Here is a 20,433-nt window from a genome sequence, read left to right as displayed (position 1 = left end):
CTTTCGGTTGTTTTGCTTTTTAATCTATTGAAAATGTTTCATCAAATCTTGGCATATTCATATTGTGCCACAACTGCCCTTCTTCTTTAGAATGAAACCATTTGGGTTCTTCATTTGTTTTACTCCATTTCTCTGCTTTTTCCACCATACTTTTTAGAATCTCTGGAAACTCACTACTTCTATCTTTGGTTTCACTAATATCTTTTTTAATATAAAACAACTTCCATGGGTTGTTAGAAGTTCTTAGAATTTTCCAATTGTTATACCTTGCTCCAACATCACTCAATCCTGTTCTATGTCTCAAAACATAAAGCATGTCATTTAAATGAGGATTTCTTCCTTCCATTATAGGCTTCAGAACTTCTTTTCCTGCTAATTCTCTTCTTTTTGATGGTTTTACCTTAGCCAAAGCAGCAAACGTTGGATAAAAATCTATAGACGATACTGGATGTTCAAACACTTGGTTTCCTTTTATTTTAGCTGGCCAATGAAAAAACATAGGAACTCTAAAACCTCCTTCATAAGCACTTCCTTTTCCTTCTTTTAACGGATAATTGTTAGCTCCTTGTCCTAATTTACCACCATTATCACTTAAAAAAACAATTAATGTATTCTCAAACTGATGTTCTTTTTTCAACGTTTCTACCAAAGCTCCTACCCCTCTGTCTACTGCATACACCATGGCTGCATAAGTTCTTCTTTTATCATCTTTAATTTCTGGAAAGACTTTAAAATCTTCTTTTTTTGCTTCTAAAGGCACATGTGGTGCATTGTAAGCCAAGTACATAAAGAAAGGTTGTTCTCTTTTTACTGATTTTTCTACAAAAGTGATTGCTTCTCTAGTAAAAGCATCTGTAATATATTCCGTTTCTTTTACCTCTTTTCCATTGTGTTCTAAAGGCTTTAGATAATCGTGAATGTTTTTATTTCCATTTTCTTTTTGAAATTCATAAACAGGTCTGTATTGATCCGGAAAATATCGATGTCCCCCACCTAAAAAACCAAAAAACTCATCAAACCCTCTTTTGTTAGGATGGTAAGGTGCATCTGCTCCCAAATGCCATTTTCCAAAAGCTCCTGTATAATAACCTGCCTCTTGCAACTCTTTGCTAATAAATTTATTATCTAACGGAATTCCATACCCTGTGTGCTCACTATTACTAGGAATATTGAACTGAGCTCCCATTACATGAGAATATTTTCCTGTCATGATACTTGTTCTACTAGGTCCACAAAAAGGATGAGCCACATAACCCGAACTCATAATAACCCCTGCATGTGCTAATTTGTCTAAATTAGGGGTTTTGATATCTTTAGAGCCGTTAAATCCTACATCTGAGTATCCCAAATCATCACATAAAATCACTAATATATTGGGTCTTTTGTCTTTTGCAAAAACACTAGAAAAAACCATCAACAATACAAAAGAACTTAACAGTACTTTTTTTATTCTATAATTCATCTTACTATTTATTAAATTCATCTAATATATGTTCTTTATTCTGCCCATCAATCAAAACTATTTTTAACGTTTTAAATGCTTTACTATAACTCTCGTTAAGATTAAAAGGTTTTAATGGATGCACCTTTTCTATAGCTATTCTATCAATTTTATTTCCATGCACATCTTCTGCAACTAAATAAGCTGTCGAAGCTACAAAAACACCATAACTACCAGAAACGTGATTGTTTTTATAGTTCAGTTTCTGTGTGATAATTCCTGCCATGTTGACTGCTAATACAGGAGTGTTTTGAATTTTTGCTGCTCCGTGAATTTCTTTATAATCAGAACTTTCTAAAGGCTGTAAAATATACAATGGAGTTTTTACTTCTGTTTCTAGATAACCCGTTTCTAATCCGCTACAAAAAATAGCCATATTTAAACCATGGTCGTATTCTAAACTCCTATCATAAGGCTCCATTATTTTAGCAAAAGCAGTATTGTTAGTTTTGTTTACATAACAAATCCAAGATTCAGAAGAAACTATATGAAAACCTGCCATTAAATTATAATCATATTCAACTTCATAAATTCCAGTAGCTACTTCTCCATTCCAATTGGTTCCGTGGTTGTAATATTTTGCAACATCATCAGGATTGTTTTTATCCAACTTAAATCGGTTTCTGCTAATGTATCTCCATCTAGCTTCTGGACTTGACATTACTTGATATTGCTTTCCGTTAGGTAATAAATACTCTTTGCTAAACGGAATGTAAGCTACGTAATTTTCACCATCCGTTAATTCGGGGTTACTTCTAGACACGTGTTGACTAGAAATCATGATTCCGCGTTTTACTTTCTTATCACCTACATTTTTTAGATGATGATTGATATGTACCAAACTAGAATTAGGTTCTATATACAAACTTCTGCTATACTCTAACTTTTCTTCTATTATATTAGGATACACAAAACTTTTTAATTTCCCGTTGTACGATGGAACTGGCAGTTCTTGTACACCAGAAGTTACTTCAATTGTTTCGTTTCCTTTTTTATCAATTCCTTTTTTTGCTCTATAAGGACTATCTCCAATAATGGCAGGTGGTGGCCAACGTTGAGCTTTATTTCTATCTTTATCTACCGAGCAATTTTCAATAGGCAAGGGAACCAACCTATAACCTCCAAAATTTCTCCACTCACTCATTTTCACCTCATCCGTAGGCTGATAACTTTTCCCCATTAATTTTGGATTGATCCATAAAGAAGGAACCTCTCCTAAATTGTATTCCAAAATTCTACCTGCTGCCTTAGGTACTACCGCTACGCTGATGTATGGATTTTTTGCCACATAAACCTCTTCCCAATTCCAGTCTTTATAATTCTTTACAATACTAACAGTTGCTTTGTTTTGAGCAGTTACACTGACTACAAATAAGAAAGAAACCCAAAAGAACATGTTTATTATTTTCATTTATTTTGACTATTTATGAGAAATGAAAATTAGTACAATAACCCATCATTCCGTTGAAGCATATACACCAAAAACAACACTTTTTAAACATACTAATCATAAAAGCAGTTACTCCCACATTACAGGCAACCAAACAGACATTTCTGCAACTCCTCTATTTGCCCACGCAAAATATGGTACTAACTGAATGTTTTTAGTCTCCCAAATAGGCTGGCTAATCTCAGAATACATTCCTTCCTTGTTATTTTTTCTTAGTTTTAAATCACCATTAATAGTTGTAATTCCACCTAAAAAATCTGATTGGTAAGTCGCTTTTAAATTTGATTTTATTGGTAAATATACATTCAATATATCTGTGTTTTTAGGTAAGTCTGGAGACTCTACACAATATACCACAGGACCTCTTTTCACCGCTGCTTGATTTCTTACTTCTTCTATTAAAGGATTTCCTTCTAACAATTTGATATCCATCGGCATGTCTAAAGTAATTACATCTCCTTTTTTCCAGTTTCTATTGATTGTTGCATACGTCCCTGGCTGAATGGCTACATTTGTATCTTTTCCGTTTACCAATACTTTAGAGCCTTTTGCCCATTCTGGAATTCTTAACAAAATATCAAAAGGAGTTTTTTTACTTTTTTTAACAGTCAACTTAACCGATCCTTCCCATGGATATTGGCTTTCTTGAATCAATTCTATTTTAGAACCATCTAGCATTTTTGTCGCCAACTGGTTTCCACCATATAAATTGACAGCAACACCATTGTTTGTCAAACTATAAGCCCATCCTGATAATTTTGCAATGGTACGTACCAAGTTGGGAGGACAACAAAAACATGGAATATAAGGTTGACGAACATCAAATTCTGTATCGTTCCCAGGGTCGTATCCTTTGTGACTTACACGCAATGGATTTGCATAAAAATAATCTTTTCCCTCTACACTAATTCCAGACAAAGCACTGTTAAACAATACCAATTCCATAATATCCGCATACTTAGCTTCCCCATGCAATCCTAACATACGGTAGCTAAACATTGAATTGCAAATGTTTGCACAAGTCTCATTGTAAGCTGTTAAGTTTGGCATCATGTATTCATTGATAAAACCTTCGTGAACCATATCTACGTGTGATGACACACCATGATGAGTTTGCCCTACCGCCCCAGTTACATACATTTTTTTATCCACCACATTTTTCCACAATCTATCCAAAGCATCTAACAAAGCTTGTTCTCCAGTTTCTGCATACACATCAGCAGCTCCTGCATAAAAATACAATGCCAATACAGCATGACCTTCTGCTGTTTTCGCTTTCCTTAACGGAGTACGTTCTTGTACCATATCTCCAATAAATTTATAACCTGCAGTTTTATCTGGTTGTACTTTAGATTTCCCTCTCATATTAATGAACAACTCAGCTAATTTTAGATACCTTTTGTCTTTGGTATTTCTGTACAACTCAACCAATCCCATAATTTGAGTTTGATTGAATCCAAAACGAGCCAACTCTTTAGGAGGAGTAGGCATGAATGTTTTGTATAAAAAGTCAGCTTGTTTGATGGCTATTTCTAAAAAATTTGTTTTTCCCGTTATACGATTGTGAATACAAGCTGCCGTAAACAAATGACCGCTATTGTACATTTCATGGTATTGTCTGTTTCCAAATCTCTCTAGATCTGTAGCCTGTACTTGTGTTTGTATATATCCATCTGGAGCTTGTGCTTTTCCTATAATTGAGATGTATTCATCTAATTCTTTAAGAATATTCTGATCTTTATTTTGCGCATAAATGTACATAGACGCTTCCATCCATTTGTAAAAATCACCATCGTGCCATTTCATTCCTTGATGTTTTCCTTCTTTAAGCCCCGCAACAATTTTAAAGTTATTCAACGCATGTCCTACATCTCCTGTCAAAACTTCTCCCATATAAGGAACCATCGTCTTTTCAGCTACTTTAAACTTATCCGCCCAAAATCCATCTGTCCAATGACAGTCTCCTATATTGATACTTTTAAATTTTACATGAGGACTATTCGCGTTGTTCATTATTCCTTTTTCTTGAGAAAAACAAACACTAAAAAACAAACTTCCTAAAATTCCAATGACTCTTTTTTTCATTATCTGTGATTTAATTTATAGACAAACTTTCAATAATTTCAATTTTTAGACCAGATTTAGCATCTTATCACTAATAAAACTTCTTTTTATCTGGTAAAAATACACATATAGGACTGTTTTTTCATCACAGCGTTTAGTTCAAGTCAATAAAGTACTACTTAAAGTATACCTACGTAAAGACCAAATATTGACTTTTATAAAAAAGTGCTAAAAAATCAAAATAATACTACTAATAGACAAAAACTGTAACAAATTCACTGTTTTAAATGCAGAATTTTGTAGATACCACAATACAAAAAGCAATTAATTTAATTATTACCAAAAACAAGAATCATTTAAACAAAAAAAACAATTAACTAAAATCAGAATAGTGTTTGTCCAAACACTAAAAACTAAAAACAGTCTTATCAAACATCAAATCATTTTTTAAGACAATTAATTTATACTAACTAATTATGATAAATCATTTATTTTCAAAATTAAAAATCATAGCAAACTATGTCTCTATAGTTATGATTTTCTCATTGGTCAGTTTCCATTCCTACGCACAAAAAACCGCTCAGATTACAGGTACTATTGTAGATGAAAACGGAGAACCATTGATAGGTGTTAACATTTACAAACTAGGAACCAAAGTTGTGGTTACGTCAGATTTTGATGGACAATATTTTGTCAAAGCTAAAAAAGGTGACATTCTAAAATTTAGCTATTTAGGATTTGACGATGCCACCTATACTATTACAGGACCTACTCTAAACATTACCTTAAAAAGCAATATAGAAAGCTTAGATGATGTTGTATTAATTGGTTACGGTTCTGTTAAAAAGAAAGAGTTGACTGGAGCCGTAGCTAGAGTTGAGGCAGAAGAAATTGAAAAAATATCTACTTCCGATTTAGGATCTGCCATACAAGGGCAGGTAGCAGGTGTTAATGTAATATCTTCTTCTACTCCAGGTGGAGAATCAGAAATTTTGATTCGTGGTGTTACTTCTTTAAATGGAGACAATACTCCATTATATGTAGTAAACGGAATTATACAAGATGGAGATCCTAGAATTGCCCCTAACGAAATTGAAAGTTTAGACATTTTAAAAGATGCTGCTTCTACAGCAATTTATGGTGCCAGAGGTGCTGCTGGAGTAATTTTAATTACTACCAAAAAAGGAGAAACGGGTGCTTTAAAAGTAGGTTTTAATGGAAGTTCTGCTATACAAGTTAGAAAACCTGCAGTTCCATTGCTAAATGCAACTGAACAACTTTATGTAAACACGGTTACTTTTAGAAATACAACAAACGATCCTCTAGATGAGAACATTAGGCTAATCGTTCAACAAAATCCATATGGGTTACAAAACAACACGGATTTAAATAGTATCATTTTTAACGATTTAGCAGCCGTTCACAATTACAACACTAGTATTTCTGGGGGTACAAAAGAACTTACCTACAATGTTACTATGGGTATTTTTGACCAAGATGGTTTGCAATTAAACTCTAAATACAAAAGATTCAATACAAGATCTAGTACCACCTATAAAAAAGGGAAATTAAGCTTAGGAACTAGTGTAGGTATGTCTGTTGATAGAAGAGATATCCCTAGAGGTAACTTATTATCACAAGCTATAGTATACAGTCCTAATCAAAATGGGCTTACTTTAGACTCTTTTGATGACCTTACTGATAACGGACAACAAGCCAACCGATTGACTTGGGTGATTCAAAGTTTAAAAACAAAAGAATACCTTAAAACGTTAAGATCTAATGCTTCTATCAATATAAACTATGACTTAAACAAAAACATTAGTCTAAGAGCAAATTCTGGAATTACTTATACAACAGCTAGAGGTAAAATAAAGGTTCCTTATCAAGAAGTAATTAACAGCTCTACAGGAAAACCTATTACACAACCTACCAGTAGTTATATTGAAGACAGAAGTAACGAAAGAGTTAATTTTTATGCAGAAGTTGGTGGAAATATCAAAAAAGATTTTGGTGATCACAAACTAAACTTAGGATTATTCTTTACTGCTGAAAAAACTACTTTTGAACAATTTCGTGCCAGAAGACTAGAAGCAATTAACAACGATTTAGACGTATTAAACAGTGCTACGGGTGAACAAATTGTAAACTCAGGAACAGATTTTGTAGACACAAGGTTAAGTCAAATTGGACGTTTGCAATACAACTACAAAGGTAAATACAACCTTAGCTCTAGTATTCGTTTTGATAGATCTTCAAAATTCTTATACGGCAACAACTTTGGAACATTTCCTTCTGTAGCTTTTGCTTGGAATATTTCTGATGAAAATTTCTGGGATAATTATAAAAACACTGTAAACAGCTTTAAATTCAGAATATCTCATGGTAAAGTAGGAAATGATAGAGTTCAATCTTATGAGCCTTATGCTACTATCTCTCCTAACATTGATTATGTGGGTTCTGTAAACGGTAGCGAATCTTTATTAAATGGTGCCATTCAAACCGACTACAGTAATTCTAATATAAAATGGGAAACTTCTATTCAAACCAACTTAGGTATTGATTTGGCCTTCTATAAAAACAAATTTACATTAAGTGCCGAATACTACACTACAGACAAAAGTGACATGCTATTCCCTGTTTTCTTGCCAACTTCTGTTGGAGGAGGAAATAACGCAAATGTTACACTAAACATTGGTAACATGACCAATAAAGGGTTTGAGTTTGCAGCTAAATACAAAGATAATATTGGAAAAGTATGGTATCAAATGACAGGAACCTTTGCTACCAACCAAAACAAAATCACCAAAATTAACGGAACAAATACTTTATTACCTACCAATGACTTTGGTTTGGTAAGTAGAGCTCCAAATCAATCTAGAATTACATATCATGAAGTTGGAAGAGAAGCAGGTTCTTTCTATTTATGGAGAACCAATGGAATTATCAATACCGAAGAAAAATTAGCAGAATATCAAACTATTGATGCCAATGCTAAAATGGGAGACGTAATGTTTATTGATCAAAATAATGACAAACAGTTAGATGACAACGACAGAGTTTATAGCGGAAGTGGATTGCCTAAATACGAAATTGGTTACAACGTAAACGCATACTATAAAAACTTTGACTTTTCTATGAACTGGTATGCTGCACTTGGTCAAGAAGTAATGAATGGTTTTAATGCTTGGGCTTATGGTTTTGGTAGACACAAAAATTTATTATACCAGTGGTCAGAAACAAACCCTGTTACCAACGTTCCTGCTTATAGAGATGACATTACAAACCACAGAAACTTTATTGGGTATAGTGACTTATGGTTAGAAGATGGCTCTTATTTACGATTGAGACAAGTTACTTTAGGATATAGTTTGCCTAAAGAAACTACTAAGAAATTAGGTATAGAAAAATTAAGATTTTATATCAGCTCACAAAACCCACTAACCTTTACTAAGTATTCTGGTTACAATCCAGAAATTGGTGGTGGAGTTACTTCAAGAGGGCTAGATAAAGGAACGGGACCTATATCTATTCAATACTTAGCGGGAATTAATTTCAATTTTTAATACCAAATTATTATGAAAAACACAATTTTAAAACTTGTTATTATATCTTTTACGTTAGTACTTACTACCTCATGTAGTGAGGATTTTAAACATGATTTTTTAGAACAAGAGAATCCAAATGAAGTTTCCATTACTAATTTCTGGAGAAATTTAAAAGAAACTCAAATAGGTCTAAATGCTACCTATAAAATATTGTATCATCCAGCAATTGTAAACATTCCTGAAGAAATGTTACGATCAGACATGGGGTATCCTTCTTTAAACAGACCTATTCCAGCATCTCCTTCTCAATTCTACATCCATACCTACACAGCTACATCTGATAAGGTTAATGACAAATGGGAGGCGAATTACACGGGTATCTTTAGAGCCAATCAAGTAATTCAAGCTTTAGAAAACATACAAAACGATGTAACTGATTCTGAAGACTGGACTTCTCAAATGGCTCAAGCTCGTTTTTTCAGAGGTTTGTTTCACTACTATTTGTACACTAGTTTTAACAAAGGAAACATCATTATTAGAGATCAAATTCCTACAACTCCACAAGAGTATGAACTTCCTTTATCAGATGCAGCAGATGTACTTACTTTTATCCGTAAGGATTTAGAATTTGCTTATGCCAATTTGTACAAAAAAGGAGAATACCCTGATAACGATCAATCTAAAGTAACAGCTGGTGCGGCTGCAACTATTTTAGGAAACACCTATTTAAACGAGTTGGACTACGCTACTGCAGCAACTTATTACCAAGATGTTATTGACAATCATGGTTATGAATTAGAAACAGATTTGGACAAAATGTTTACGACCGCTGGGGAATTTAACAGTGAATCTATTCTAGAAGTAAACTTCACATCAGACAATGTAAACTTAAACTATTCTCAATGGGATGGTTCCACAGGTACTAGTTTACTAGCCTTATATACCGTTGGTAACACTTCTAACACAGCATCTGGTCCTGCTTGGGCTGCTTTTGCATACAAATCAGAACCTAAAGATCCATTAGATCAAAGAAACTACTATATAGACCCAGTTGATGAAACTAAAAAATTAAGAAATGTTCCTTTAAGATGTTCATCTATGATGGCTGTTGTAGAAGACTATCAAACTACTTATTATGAAAAACCTACTACATTAGCTACTGGACCTGCTTTTAACGGTGTTGCCTGGGGAGGATTTGCTTGGTGGAAAAAATACTCTAACCACGATCTTTATTCCGCAGAAAATCAAGTACCAAACGGAGCTCCTTTTTCTGCTAAAAACCTAACATTAAACAGATTGTCTGAAGTAATTCTAAACTTAGCAGAATGTAAAATAAAAACAGGTGATGTTGATGGGGCTATTGTGTTAATCAATAAAATTAGAGCCAGATGGGGATTGATTTTATTAGGGCCTTCTAACGGAGACACCAGTAAAACTTATGATGATGTTACTTATGATGAATCTACTTTAATGGATCGTTTTATGAGAATTGAAAAACCATTAGAATTAGGTGCAGAAGGACATGATATCCGTTGGCTTGATTTTATCAGATGGAAAAAATCTGACAATTATGGCTTTAAAGAGCGTTTACAAGAATTAGCAGACCTTACACTATATGGAGTAAACTTTAGCTATGTAGATGAGAATGGAGCTACTAAGTTAAAACAAAACTATCCTTCAATTACAGATCAAATACCTAGTCCTCTAGTTGACCAAAGACAAGTTATTAATTATGAATACGATTTAGCAGCACAAAATTTTGATGAAGAATTGCACACATATTATCCAATTCCATCAAAAGAGACCAATTCAAATAGTTTAATCGATTAGTATTCGTAACACTTAAAAACCAATAAGATGAAAAATAAAATAGCAAACATACTCATGCTTAGCTTTCTATTGTTAGTGAGCTGTAATGAAGAATATCTTGATTACAACGCACCTGACAATGATCTACATGACACCTCATGGATTATTGGATTCAATCCATTAACTCCAAAAGAAGATCAATTATTGATAAATATTGATAGTTATATAAGCTTTGTTGATTTATCACAAGGATTAACAGACCATAGATGGGTTATAGAGAAAGGAAATAATTTTTTAAGAGAAAGGTTTACAGCTAGTGATTCTCTACCTTTATTTATCAAAAACAATGACACCATTTCTAAAGATGCAAAAATTCACGTATTCTTCAGAAAACCAGGACTTAATAAGGTACGATTATTCAACACCTATACTTCTCCCGTGTCACACAAAACAAGTATTGGTACGTTAGAGTCTAAAAAAGTTGGTGATTTATATGTTATTGACACTACTTTTACTTTTGATGTTTTTGACCATATTAAACCCTCTTTTAGAATTTTACAAGGAACTACTGAAAAATGTGTGGTTACAGCAGATAGTATTCCTAGCCTTTCTAACAAAGAAGATTGGCCAGTTGTAGAGGTAGAAGCTGGTGGTGCTTTAACTTTTGAAGACTTAAGTGAAATTGGAAGACCTAATTCAAGAAAATGGACCATTCCTAATGGAAGTCCTACTACTGCAAATGGAGAAACAGCTACTATCAAATTTTTTAAATTGGGAACTTTTGAAGCAGGAAATATATTAGTAAATAGAACCAACATTGGTCGTACTTATCCTAATGCATCCACAGAAAAAATTATTCCTTTACTAGTAAAAGTGATCAAATCTTCACAACCATTTACAATTAACGGACAAATTAAAGAGACTAAAGAGGAAATATTGCGTTTTCAGGTTACTGGAGAACTGGTACCTTTTACAGCACAAGAAAGTTTCTTTACGGTACATGTAAAAAACGGAACTTTTGATCAAAATATTGCCGTTAAAAATGCCAAAGTTAGCGAATCAGATGCTACATATATTGAATTAACTCTAAATGATCCAATCTATAACTCTGATGAAATAACTGTAAGTTATGCCGGAGGAACTATAGCTTCTTCTGATGAAAGATCTTTAGAAGACTTTGTTAGTCCTGTTACAGTTACACCATACTTTGGAAACAATGTTTTAAGCTTTAATAGCGGATTTGAAGATAGTGATTCTGCTGCCAATAAAGCATTTGCCTCTACTTATTGGGTAGGTGGCGGAAACTCATACGGAAGCGGTTACTATTATGAAAGAACTACTGATAAATTTGCAAGCGGAAGTGCTAGTATGAAATTTGAATCTACAGATGCAAACCCTTTCCCCACACCATTCATTAGCTCTAGTGCCTTTGCAGCACCAGATGGTATAGCAGCAGGAACTTACTCGATGTCTTTAAAATTATTTATTGAATCCGGTTCAGATATCAAAGCGTTTAGAACTATTATTAACAAACCTACATGGGTTCAAAAAGATTGGGATTTAGAAAGTCTAGAAAGAGGTAAATGGGTAGAATTAAAACAAGAAGTTGTTTTTACTGGAGATGTGCCAACTGATGCTGCATTTCAGTTAAGAATTTTATCTGCCTTAAACCCAGGGGTAACAGGAGCACAGAAATTGTACATAGATGATATTTCTTTAATAGTTATTGAACTAAGACCTTAAACACAAATCAACTACTTCTCTGTTTGTACAGAGGAGTAGTTTAAAATTAAAAAAAATGAAAAACATCATAAAGAACCTAGCATTATTGTTTGTTGCTATTTTAATCTTTAGCTGCCAAAAAAACACTTTGTTTGAAGATCAACCTGACATCAAATTAGTTGAAATTTATTCTTTGACCAACTTAGGAGATAATAACCCTACAAAAATTAATATTTATAAAGAAGAAGCAATTATAATTGAGTTTAAATCAGAAACTAAATTGACCAAATATGTTTCTAGCAATTACACAGACAACTCTACAGATACTGATTACAACTTTAGCGTAACCAAACTGGTTCCTGAAACGCAAGAAGATGATTCTATCATCAACCAAGAAATTATTTACACCGTAACTGGAGATAAAACTACAGGAATGGTAACTTTAAGCGAAAACAATAACGGAACTATTAGCAACTATAATAATGTTGCTATTTCCATAGAAGAAATTTACAATTAGTATTTTTTCAATTCATAAAAAAAGGCTGTAAAATTAATTTTACAGCCTTTTTTATTTTCTTGTTATTTCTATTTTGAGGAAACCAATCCTTCTAAATCTAAAATAAACGTATATTCTTCGGCTATTTCTTTTAATGCATCAAATCTACCAGAAGCACCTCCGTGTCCTGCTTCCATATTGGTGTGTAAATACAGTTTGTTCTGATCTGTTTTTAACGCTCTCAACTTTGCAATGTATTTTGCAGGTTCCCAATATTGCACCTGAGAATCGTGCAAACCAGTTGTAATTAACATATTAGGATATGCTTTAGCTTCAATATTATCGTACGGAGAGTAGGATTTTATATAATCATAATACTCTTTTTCGTTTGGATTTCCCCATTCATCATATTCCCCAGTAGTCAATGGAATACTTTCATCCAACATTGTGGTTACTACATCTACAAAAGGTACAGCAGATATAATTCCGTTGAACAATTCTGGGTTCATATTAGACACAGCTCCCATCAACAATCCTCCTGCAGAACCTCCCATAGCATACAAATGTTCTGGGGAAGTCATTTTGGCATTAACCAAATATTTTGCACAATCTACAAAGTCGTTAAACGTATTTTTCTTAGTTAACAATTTACCGTCTTCGTACCAAGCTCTACCTAAATATTCTGAACCGCGTATGTGTGCCAATGCAAATACAAAACCTCTGTCTAACAAACTCAAACGTGTGGTGCTAAAACTATCATCTACTGTGTGTCCGTAAGATCCATATGCATACATTAAAACTGGAGTGTTTTCATCCACTTCAATATCTTTTCTGTGTACAATAGACAGTGCTACTTTTTTACCATCTCTTGCAGGCACCCAAATACGTTGACTGGTGTAATTGTTCTTATCAAACTTTCCTCCTAATACTTCTTGTTCTTTCTTGATGTTTTTCTCTTGGCTTACCATGTTAAAATCAATCACAGAACTTGGTGTTGTCATAGAATTGTAACCATACCTCAACCATTCAGTATCAAACTCAGGATTGCTATACACGTAAGCAGCATAGGTTTCTTCGCTAAAAGGCAAATAATAATCTTGTGAACCGTCCCAACGTATGATTCTAATTTTACTCAAGCCTTCTTCTCTTTCTTCTAAAACCAAAAAGTCTTTAAAAATAGTAATATCTTCTAACAAAACTTGGTCTCTATGCGGAATCACATCTACCCAATTTTCTTTTGCAGTTGCATTTTCAGGAGTTTTCATCAATTTAAAATTGGTAGCTCCGTCTTTATTGGTAAGAATGTAAAAAGCATCTCCATAATGCATGATGCTGTACTCTAAATCTTTTTCTCTTTCTTGAAACAATGTAAACGATCCTGTTGGATTGTTCGCATCTAGAAATTGATATTCTGTCTGCATTGTACTGTAAGAACCAATCATCAAATATTTTTTAGATTTTGTGATTCCTACATAAACATTGTACGTTTCATCTTTTTCATGATAGACCAAAACATCTGTTCCTGTTGATGTTCCTAATACATGTCTGTAAACTTTGTCACTTCTAAGCGTTACATGATCTTTTTTGTTGTAAAACAACGTTTGATTGTCATTAGACCAAGTTGCAGAACCCGTGGTAAATTCCACCATGTCTTTTAATACCTCTCCCGTTTCTAAATTCTTAAAACGTAAAGTGTATTGCCTACGTCCAGTTTCATCTGTGCTGTAAACCAACATTTTATTATCGCCTGTTACAGACAAACCACCAACATCAAAATACTCATATCCTTCTGCCAATACATTTACATCTAGCAAAACTTCCTCTTCGGCATCCAAAGATTCTTTTTTACGGGTGTATACAGGATATTGTTTTCCTAAATCATAACGAGTAATGTAATAATATCCGTTTTTAAAATAGGGTACAGAACTATCATCTTCTTTAATTCTGCTTTTCATTTCTTGAAATAAATCTTCTTGAAATGTTAATGTATGTTTTGTTTCCTCTTCATAAAAGGCATTTTCTTCACTTAAATATGTGAGTACTTTTTGAGTCTTTTCAGAAGGAATTTCAGCATCCTTTTCTGTATCTGACAAACGTAACCAATAATAATTATCCTCTCTAACATCTTTGTGTTTGATTAGCTTCATTGGAATCTTCTCTGCTATTGGAGCTTTTATCACCTTCATTTTATGACATTTAATTAAGGCCGTAAAAGTAATAAATCCAACAAGGATTGTGCTACTTCTTTTAAGATACTTTCTAAACGTTATAACACTTATAAATGGATATTTCATGATAAATCTATTTGGATTCACACTCAAAATTAAGATTTTAAACCACACCTCAAAACACTGTATATCAGAATGTTTGATGACAAAAAACATTTATTTATATTTTTTACTACTTTTTTATCAAATTAGTTTTACAGTTCAAAAAAAAAATTATTTTTGCTCTTATATACAATCAAAAAAAATGTTCATGTTTTTATTTTTCGGTTGTATCTGCACGAAGATGTTTAGCAGATGCAATATGGCAAGTAGTCATAACGGAATAAAAAAGTTTTCTTCAAAATTGTTCCTTTTTACCAACCAACCTTTAAAAGTATTAAGGTTAAGGCACGTGTACCTTGTGATTAGGGTGTAGCCCTCATTTATTTTATTAGAAATTTAACACCTTTTATTTAACAAAATAACAGTTCAAAAAAATTAATAAATTAAATGCGAAATAAATATATAGATTTAATAGATCAAACATTTTTCTTTCCTCAAGACGAATTTAAATTAAACAAGAAACATGAATTAATGTTTCACGACATAGATGTTTCTGAAATTATAAAAGAACACGGTACTCCTTTAAAGATTACTTACCTTCCAAAAATTTCTGAAAACATTCAAAAAACCCAAAAATGGTTTCAAAATGCTTTTGAAAAACACAATTATCAGGGAAAGTATTTCTACTCTTATTGTACCAAAAGCTCACATTTTAAACACATTTTGGATGAAGCTTTGAAAAACAATATCCATATTGAAACCTCTTCTGCTTTTGACATTAATATTGTCAACGCACTGGTTCAATCTGGTAAAATAAACAAAGACACTTTTGTGATTTGTAACGGATTTAAAAGAGAGCAATACATTTCTAACATTGCTGATTTGATCAATAACAAACATAAAAACTGTGTTCCTATCATTGATAATTATGAAGAATTGTCTTTGTTAGAAGAAGAAATCAATGGAAAATTTAGTGTTGGAATTAGAATTGCTTCGGAAGAAGAACCAAAATTTGAATTCTATACTTCTAGATTGGGTATTGGTTACAAAAACATTGTTCCTTTTTACAAAAAACAAATTGAAGACAATCCTAATGTAGATTTAAAGATGTTGCATTTTTTCATCAATACAGGAATCAAAGACAACGCATATTATTGGAACGAACTTCACAAATGTTTGAAGGTGTATACTGCATTGAAAAAAATATGCCCTACACTAGATTCATTAAATATTGGTGGAGGTTTTCCTATCAAAACTTCGCTTGCTTTTGATTACGATTACGAATACATGATTGACGAAATTGTAAATCAAATCAACACTGTTTGTAGAGATGAGGGAGTTGAAACTCCACATCTTTTTACTGAGTTTGGAAGTTTTACTGTAGGAGAAAGTGGAGCCAATTTTTACAAAGTTCTGTATCAAAAACAACAAAACGATAGAGAATTGTGGAACATGATTGATTCCTCTTTCATTACCACATTGCCAGATTCATGGGCCATCAATAAAAGATTCATCATGTTGCCAATCAACCGATGGAACGAAAGTTATGAAAGAGTGCTTTTAGGTGGTCTTACCTGTGACAGTGATGATTATTACAATTCTGAACAACACAGTAACGCTATTTATTTGCCCACTTACGATCCTGAAGAACCTTTGTACATTGGTTTTTTTAACACAGGTGCGTACCAAGAATCTATAGGTGGTTTTGGAGGTTTGCAACACTGCTTGATTCCTCAACCCAAACAATTGATATTAAACAAAAATGAAGATGGTACAATAACAACTACCGTTTTCAGAGAAAAACAAACACATCAAGAATTTTTAAACATATTAGGATATGAAAACTAACTACGCTGGAATCCCTAATGAGTACGCTAAGAAAGAAACTGCTAATGTAGTTATCATCCCTGTACCTTACAACGGTACTAGCACATTAAAAACCAATGCAGATCAAGGTCCAGAAGCTTTTTTAGAAGCATCAAACCACATGGAATTGTATGACATTGAAACTGATTCTGAAGTGTACAAACAAGGAATCTATTTAACAGATCCTGTTGTAGAAAATGAAACGCCCGAGGCAATGCTAAATGCGGTTTATAAAAATGTTAAAACGTATTTAACAACCAAAAAGTTTGTAACTGTAATGGGTGGAGAGCACAGTACTTCTATTGGTACTATCAAAGCTTTTAACGAACATTTTGAAAACCTTACCGTGTTACATATAGATGCACATGCAAATCTAAAAAAACAGGTAAACGGTCAAAAAATACACAATGCTTGTGCAATGTATCACGCAAGTCAAGCAACCAACCTGGTTCAGATTGGTATTAGAAGCATGGAGCATATTGAAAAAACAGTTATAGATACTGAAAAAGTTTTCTTTGCGCATGAATTGGCAACCAATGATTATTGGATGGAAACTGCTATTGAAGCAATGACAGACAATGTTTTTATCTCTTTTGACTTAGACAGTTTGGATCCATCTATCATGCCATCAGTATCAGATCCTGAGCAAGGAGGTATGTTTTGGTACGAAACTCTTGACTTTTTGTACAAAGTATTTACAGAAAAAAATGTTGTTGGTTTTGACATGGTTGAATTGTGTCCAAATCCTAATAACAAAACACCAAATGCCTTGGCTGCTAGATTGTTCTATAAAATGTTGACCTATAAATTTGAACTAAACAACGATGACGAAGGTTTAAGTATAGATGAAAATGACTTTAACGGCAAAGAGAACAAGCTTGGAAAGTTTCACGATGATTTAGAATAAAAAACCCTGACTATTAGTTAATATCTCATAACAAAAAACAAGTTACTATTATTTATGAAAAGAATTATTATCGATCATACCAAAGTCACTGACGAAATTTTAAACATCATCATGGAAGATTACCCAGATGGATATACTGATAGAGACGTATTAAAGTTTAAAAATCATAAAGGAGAACTGATTGAAGCTCTCGAAATAAAATTAAACGACGATATTTACTTGGTAAAAGTTGGAACCAAATTAGACAAAGCCATCACAGATTTTAACGAAGATGACTCTGATGAACCAGCTGTAGAAGAAGACGATTTAGATGTAGATGACGATTTGTTGACGGACGACGAAGACGAAGATGATAAAGAATCTGAAAAAGAGTAAAGCGATAAAAAAAGCCTAGTAGATTAAAATCTGCTAGGCTTTTTTATTAAAACTTTGTTTCTAACTTTATATAGTCTCTAAATTCTTTTTGTTTGTCTACACTTTTAAAGGCTCCTCCAAACTCAGCAGTTACAGTAGAACTTTCAATATCTTTAACACCTCTAGAATTTACACATAAGTGTTTTGCATCTATAATACAAGCAACATCTTCTGTTCCTAGAGCTTCTTGCAATGCTTTTACAATTTGTCTTGTCAAACGCTCTTGCACTTGCGGTCTTTTTGCAAAATGATCTACAATTCTGTTCATTTTAGACAATCCAACCACTGTTCCTTTAGAAATATAAGCAACATGTGCTCTACCTATAATGGGTAATAAGTGATGTTCACAAGTAGAATATACTACTATATTTTTTTCTACCAACATTTCTCCGTATTGGTAATTGTTCAGAAAAGTTGACAATTTAGGTTTGTTCTGTGGATCTAATCCTCCAAACAATTCTAAAACATAAGCTTTGGCAACACGTTTTGGTGTGCCTTTTAAGCTATCGTCCGTTAAATCCAATCCTAAAGTTTCCATGATTTGGCGAACATTTTCTTGGATTTTTTCAATTTTCTCAGCATTAGATAACTCAAAAGCATCATCACGTAACGGTGTACGTGTAACATCTCCAATATGGTTATCTCCTAATTCATCTATTATTTCGTCGTAGTTCATTATGTCAATTTCTTGGGACATATTTATAAATTATAAGATGCAAATTTACGAATTAATTATTACTTGCAACAATTCGTCCATTTTACACTCTGTTTGTTCTCCTTTATCCATATTCTTTAAGGTATATGTACCTGTTTCCATTTCTTTTTCTCCTACCAAAACTACAAACGGAATTCCTCTTTTGTTTGCATACATCATCTGTTTTTTCATTTTGGCAGCACTCGGATACAATTCTGATTTGATTCCAGCATCTCTTAAACTTCTGATCGCTTTTGTCGCATACAAAGCCTCATCATTACCAAAATTGATAAATAAAACATCAGGTCTTGGTAAAACTAGGTTTTCAAATAGATTCAACTCTTCTAACACCAAGTAAATTCTATCCAAACCAAAAGAAATTCCGACACCACTCATATCTTTCAATCCAAAAATCCCTGTTAAGTCATCGTAACGACCACCTCCACCAATAGATCCCATTTGAACACCTTCTGGAGCAGCAACTTCAAAAATAGCTCCTGTGTAATAGTTTAGACCTCTGGCCAAAGTTACGTCCAAAGTTAAGTTTGCAGACTGCAATCCTAAAGCTTCTATACTATCAATAATGAATCTTAACTCTTCTACCCCTTTGGTTCCTTCTTCTGAAGCCTCCAACATTTGTTGTAGCTGATTTAGTTTTTCTTGATTGGTTCCCGTAAAATCAAACAATGGAGCTACTTTCTCAATAGCTTCTTCAGAAATTCCTTTGGCAATCATTTCGTCTGTTACTCCTTGTTTTCCAATTTTATCTAACTTATCCAAAGCCACTGTAAAATCAATCAACTTATCGCTAGCATCAATTATTTCTGCTATTCCAGATAAAATTTTACGGTTGTTCATTTTAATAGTTACTCCGTTCAATCCCAGCTTAGTAAAAACAGTATCATACAACTGTACAAAATCTATTTCTTGCCATAAAGAATCACTTCCTACCACATCTGCATCACACTGGTAAAATTCTCTAAAACGTCCTTTTTGTGGACGATCTGCTCTCCAAACAGGCTGAATTTGATACCTCTTAAAAGGAAATTCTATTTCATTTTGGTGTTGTACCACGTAACGAGCAAAAGGTACTGTCAAATCATAACGCAATGCTTTTTCAGATATTGATGCTGTCAACTTTTGACTGTCTTTATTTTCTAAAAAAGTAGCATCTGCTTTGCTCAAATAATCTCCTGAATTTAGAATTTTAAAAATCAAACGATCTCCTTCTTCTCCATACTTTCCCATTAGTGTTTGTGAATTTTCAAACGATGGAGTTTCTATTGCTTGAAATCCAAATGTTTGAAAAGTAGCCTTTATAATAGAAAAAATAGACTCTCTTTTTGCAACCTCTACAGGTGAAAAATCTCTGGTTCCCTTAGGAATACTCGGTTTTTGTGCCATACAAATGCCTTGTTTTTTGAAAGCACAAATATAAACAAACTGTTTTCTATTTTGTTACATATTGATCAGCTATTTCTAACGTTAAAAATGAGTTTGTTTTTAGCACAATCAAAACAACTTTTATTCTCACTTTCTAAAAGCAAAATTGTCTAAAATATTATTATAAAAAACGTTACTATTTTAAATAGTACACAACATCAATTCAATTATTGAATTGTTATTTTATTTAGAAACCTTCACTATTTACTATACTCCATCAATTAAAAAAAACATATGTGTCTTTCTGAA

13 protein-coding genes are annotated in these 20,433 nt (G+C 33.0%); 7 read left to right on the top strand and 6 right to left on the bottom strand.

Annotated features, from left to right (window positions below; all coding sequences use genetic code 11):
* Window positions 1–19: 19 nt before the first annotated feature.
* The 3 genes from Q4548_RS12925 to Q4548_RS12915 form a co-directional block, all read right to left on the bottom strand.
* On the bottom strand, window positions 20–1,462 hold the full coding sequence (locus Q4548_RS12925) for a sulfatase-like hydrolase/transferase (protein WP_303455702.1): 1,443 nt from the start codon (window positions 1,460–1,462) through the stop codon (window positions 20–22).
* A gap of 4 nt (window positions 1,463–1,466) precedes the next feature.
* A complete protein-coding gene (locus tag Q4548_RS12920) occupies window positions 1,467–2,912 on the bottom strand; it encodes a hypothetical protein (RefSeq protein WP_303455700.1) in 1,446 nt (481 codons plus the stop codon).
* A 108-nt stretch (window positions 2,913–3,020) separates the two neighbouring features.
* The gene (locus Q4548_RS12915; RefSeq protein WP_303455699.1) at window positions 3,021–5,036 is read right to left on the bottom strand and encodes a glycoside hydrolase family 127 protein; all 2,016 of its coding nucleotides are present in this window, start codon (window positions 5,034–5,036) and stop codon (window positions 3,021–3,023) included.
* Between the two features lie 455 nt (window positions 5,037–5,491).
* On the opposite strand from Q4548_RS12915, the gene Q4548_RS12910 reads away from it, so the two are divergent.
* From Q4548_RS12910 to Q4548_RS12895, 4 genes are read left to right on the top strand one after another with little or no spacing between them, the layout of a single operon-like run.
* Window positions 5,492–8,581: a SusC/RagA family TonB-linked outer membrane protein gene (locus tag Q4548_RS12910; RefSeq protein ID WP_303455698.1), complete on the top strand. Its 3,090-nt coding sequence runs from the start codon at window positions 5,492–5,494 to the stop codon at window positions 8,579–8,581.
* Between the two features lie 12 nt (window positions 8,582–8,593).
* The gene (locus Q4548_RS12905; protein WP_303455697.1) at window positions 8,594–10,393 is read left to right on the top strand and encodes a RagB/SusD family nutrient uptake outer membrane protein; all 1,800 of its coding nucleotides are present in this window, start codon (window positions 8,594–8,596) and stop codon (window positions 10,391–10,393) included.
* A 27-nt stretch (window positions 10,394–10,420) separates the two neighbouring features.
* Window positions 10,421–12,115, top strand: coding sequence for a SwmB domain-containing protein (locus Q4548_RS12900; RefSeq protein WP_303455696.1), 1,695 nt, complete (start codon window positions 10,421–10,423; stop codon window positions 12,113–12,115).
* 55 nt (window positions 12,116–12,170) lie between these two features.
* A complete protein-coding gene (locus tag Q4548_RS12895; protein ID WP_303455695.1) occupies window positions 12,171–12,611 on the top strand; it encodes a hypothetical protein in 441 nt (146 codons plus the stop codon).
* Between the two features lie 68 nt (window positions 12,612–12,679).
* Here the strand turns inward: Q4548_RS12895 and Q4548_RS12890 are convergent, their stop codons facing one another.
* Window positions 12,680–14,776, bottom strand: coding sequence for a S9 family peptidase (locus Q4548_RS12890; RefSeq protein WP_303455694.1), 2,097 nt, complete (start codon window positions 14,774–14,776; stop codon window positions 12,680–12,682).
* Between the two features lie 531 nt (window positions 14,777–15,307).
* Between Q4548_RS12890 and Q4548_RS12885 the strand changes: the two genes are divergently transcribed.
* Genes Q4548_RS12885 through Q4548_RS12875 form a run of 3 tightly spaced genes read left to right on the top strand, consistent with a single transcriptional unit; the run spans window position 15,308 to window position 18,008 of the window.
* Window positions 15,308–16,708: an arginine decarboxylase gene (locus tag Q4548_RS12885; RefSeq protein WP_303455693.1), complete on the top strand. Its 1,401-nt coding sequence runs from the start codon at window positions 15,308–15,310 to the stop codon at window positions 16,706–16,708.
* Entirely contained in the window at window positions 16,698–17,633 is a 936-nt protein-coding gene (speB, locus tag Q4548_RS12880) for an agmatinase (protein ID WP_303455692.1), read from the top strand. Before Q4548_RS12885 ends, speB begins: the two co-directional genes overlap by 11 nt.
* A 54-nt stretch (window positions 17,634–17,687) precedes the next feature.
* Window positions 17,688–18,008: a hypothetical protein gene (locus tag Q4548_RS12875; RefSeq protein WP_303455691.1), complete on the top strand. Its 321-nt coding sequence runs from the start codon at window positions 17,688–17,690 to the stop codon at window positions 18,006–18,008.
* A gap of 46 nt (window positions 18,009–18,054) precedes the next feature.
* On the opposite strand, the gene folE is transcribed toward Q4548_RS12875, so the two are convergent.
* Entirely contained in the window at window positions 18,055–18,723 is a 669-nt protein-coding gene (gene folE, locus Q4548_RS12870) for a GTP cyclohydrolase I FolE (protein ID WP_303455690.1), read from the bottom strand.
* Window positions 18,724–18,768: 45 nt separating this feature from the next.
* On the bottom strand, window positions 18,769–20,145 hold the full coding sequence (gene hisS, locus Q4548_RS12865) for a histidine--tRNA ligase (protein ID WP_303455688.1): 1,377 nt from the start codon (window positions 20,143–20,145) through the stop codon (window positions 18,769–18,771).
* Between the last annotated feature and the right edge of the window lie 288 nt (window positions 20,146–20,433).

This window comes from Wenyingzhuangia sp. 2_MG-2023, assembly GCF_030548295.1.
Taxonomy (GTDB): Bacteria; Bacteroidota; Bacteroidia; order Flavobacteriales; family Flavobacteriaceae; genus Wenyingzhuangia.
The sequence above is the reverse complement of the archived record's forward strand: the minus strand, read 5'-3'. Positions and strand labels throughout refer to the sequence as shown.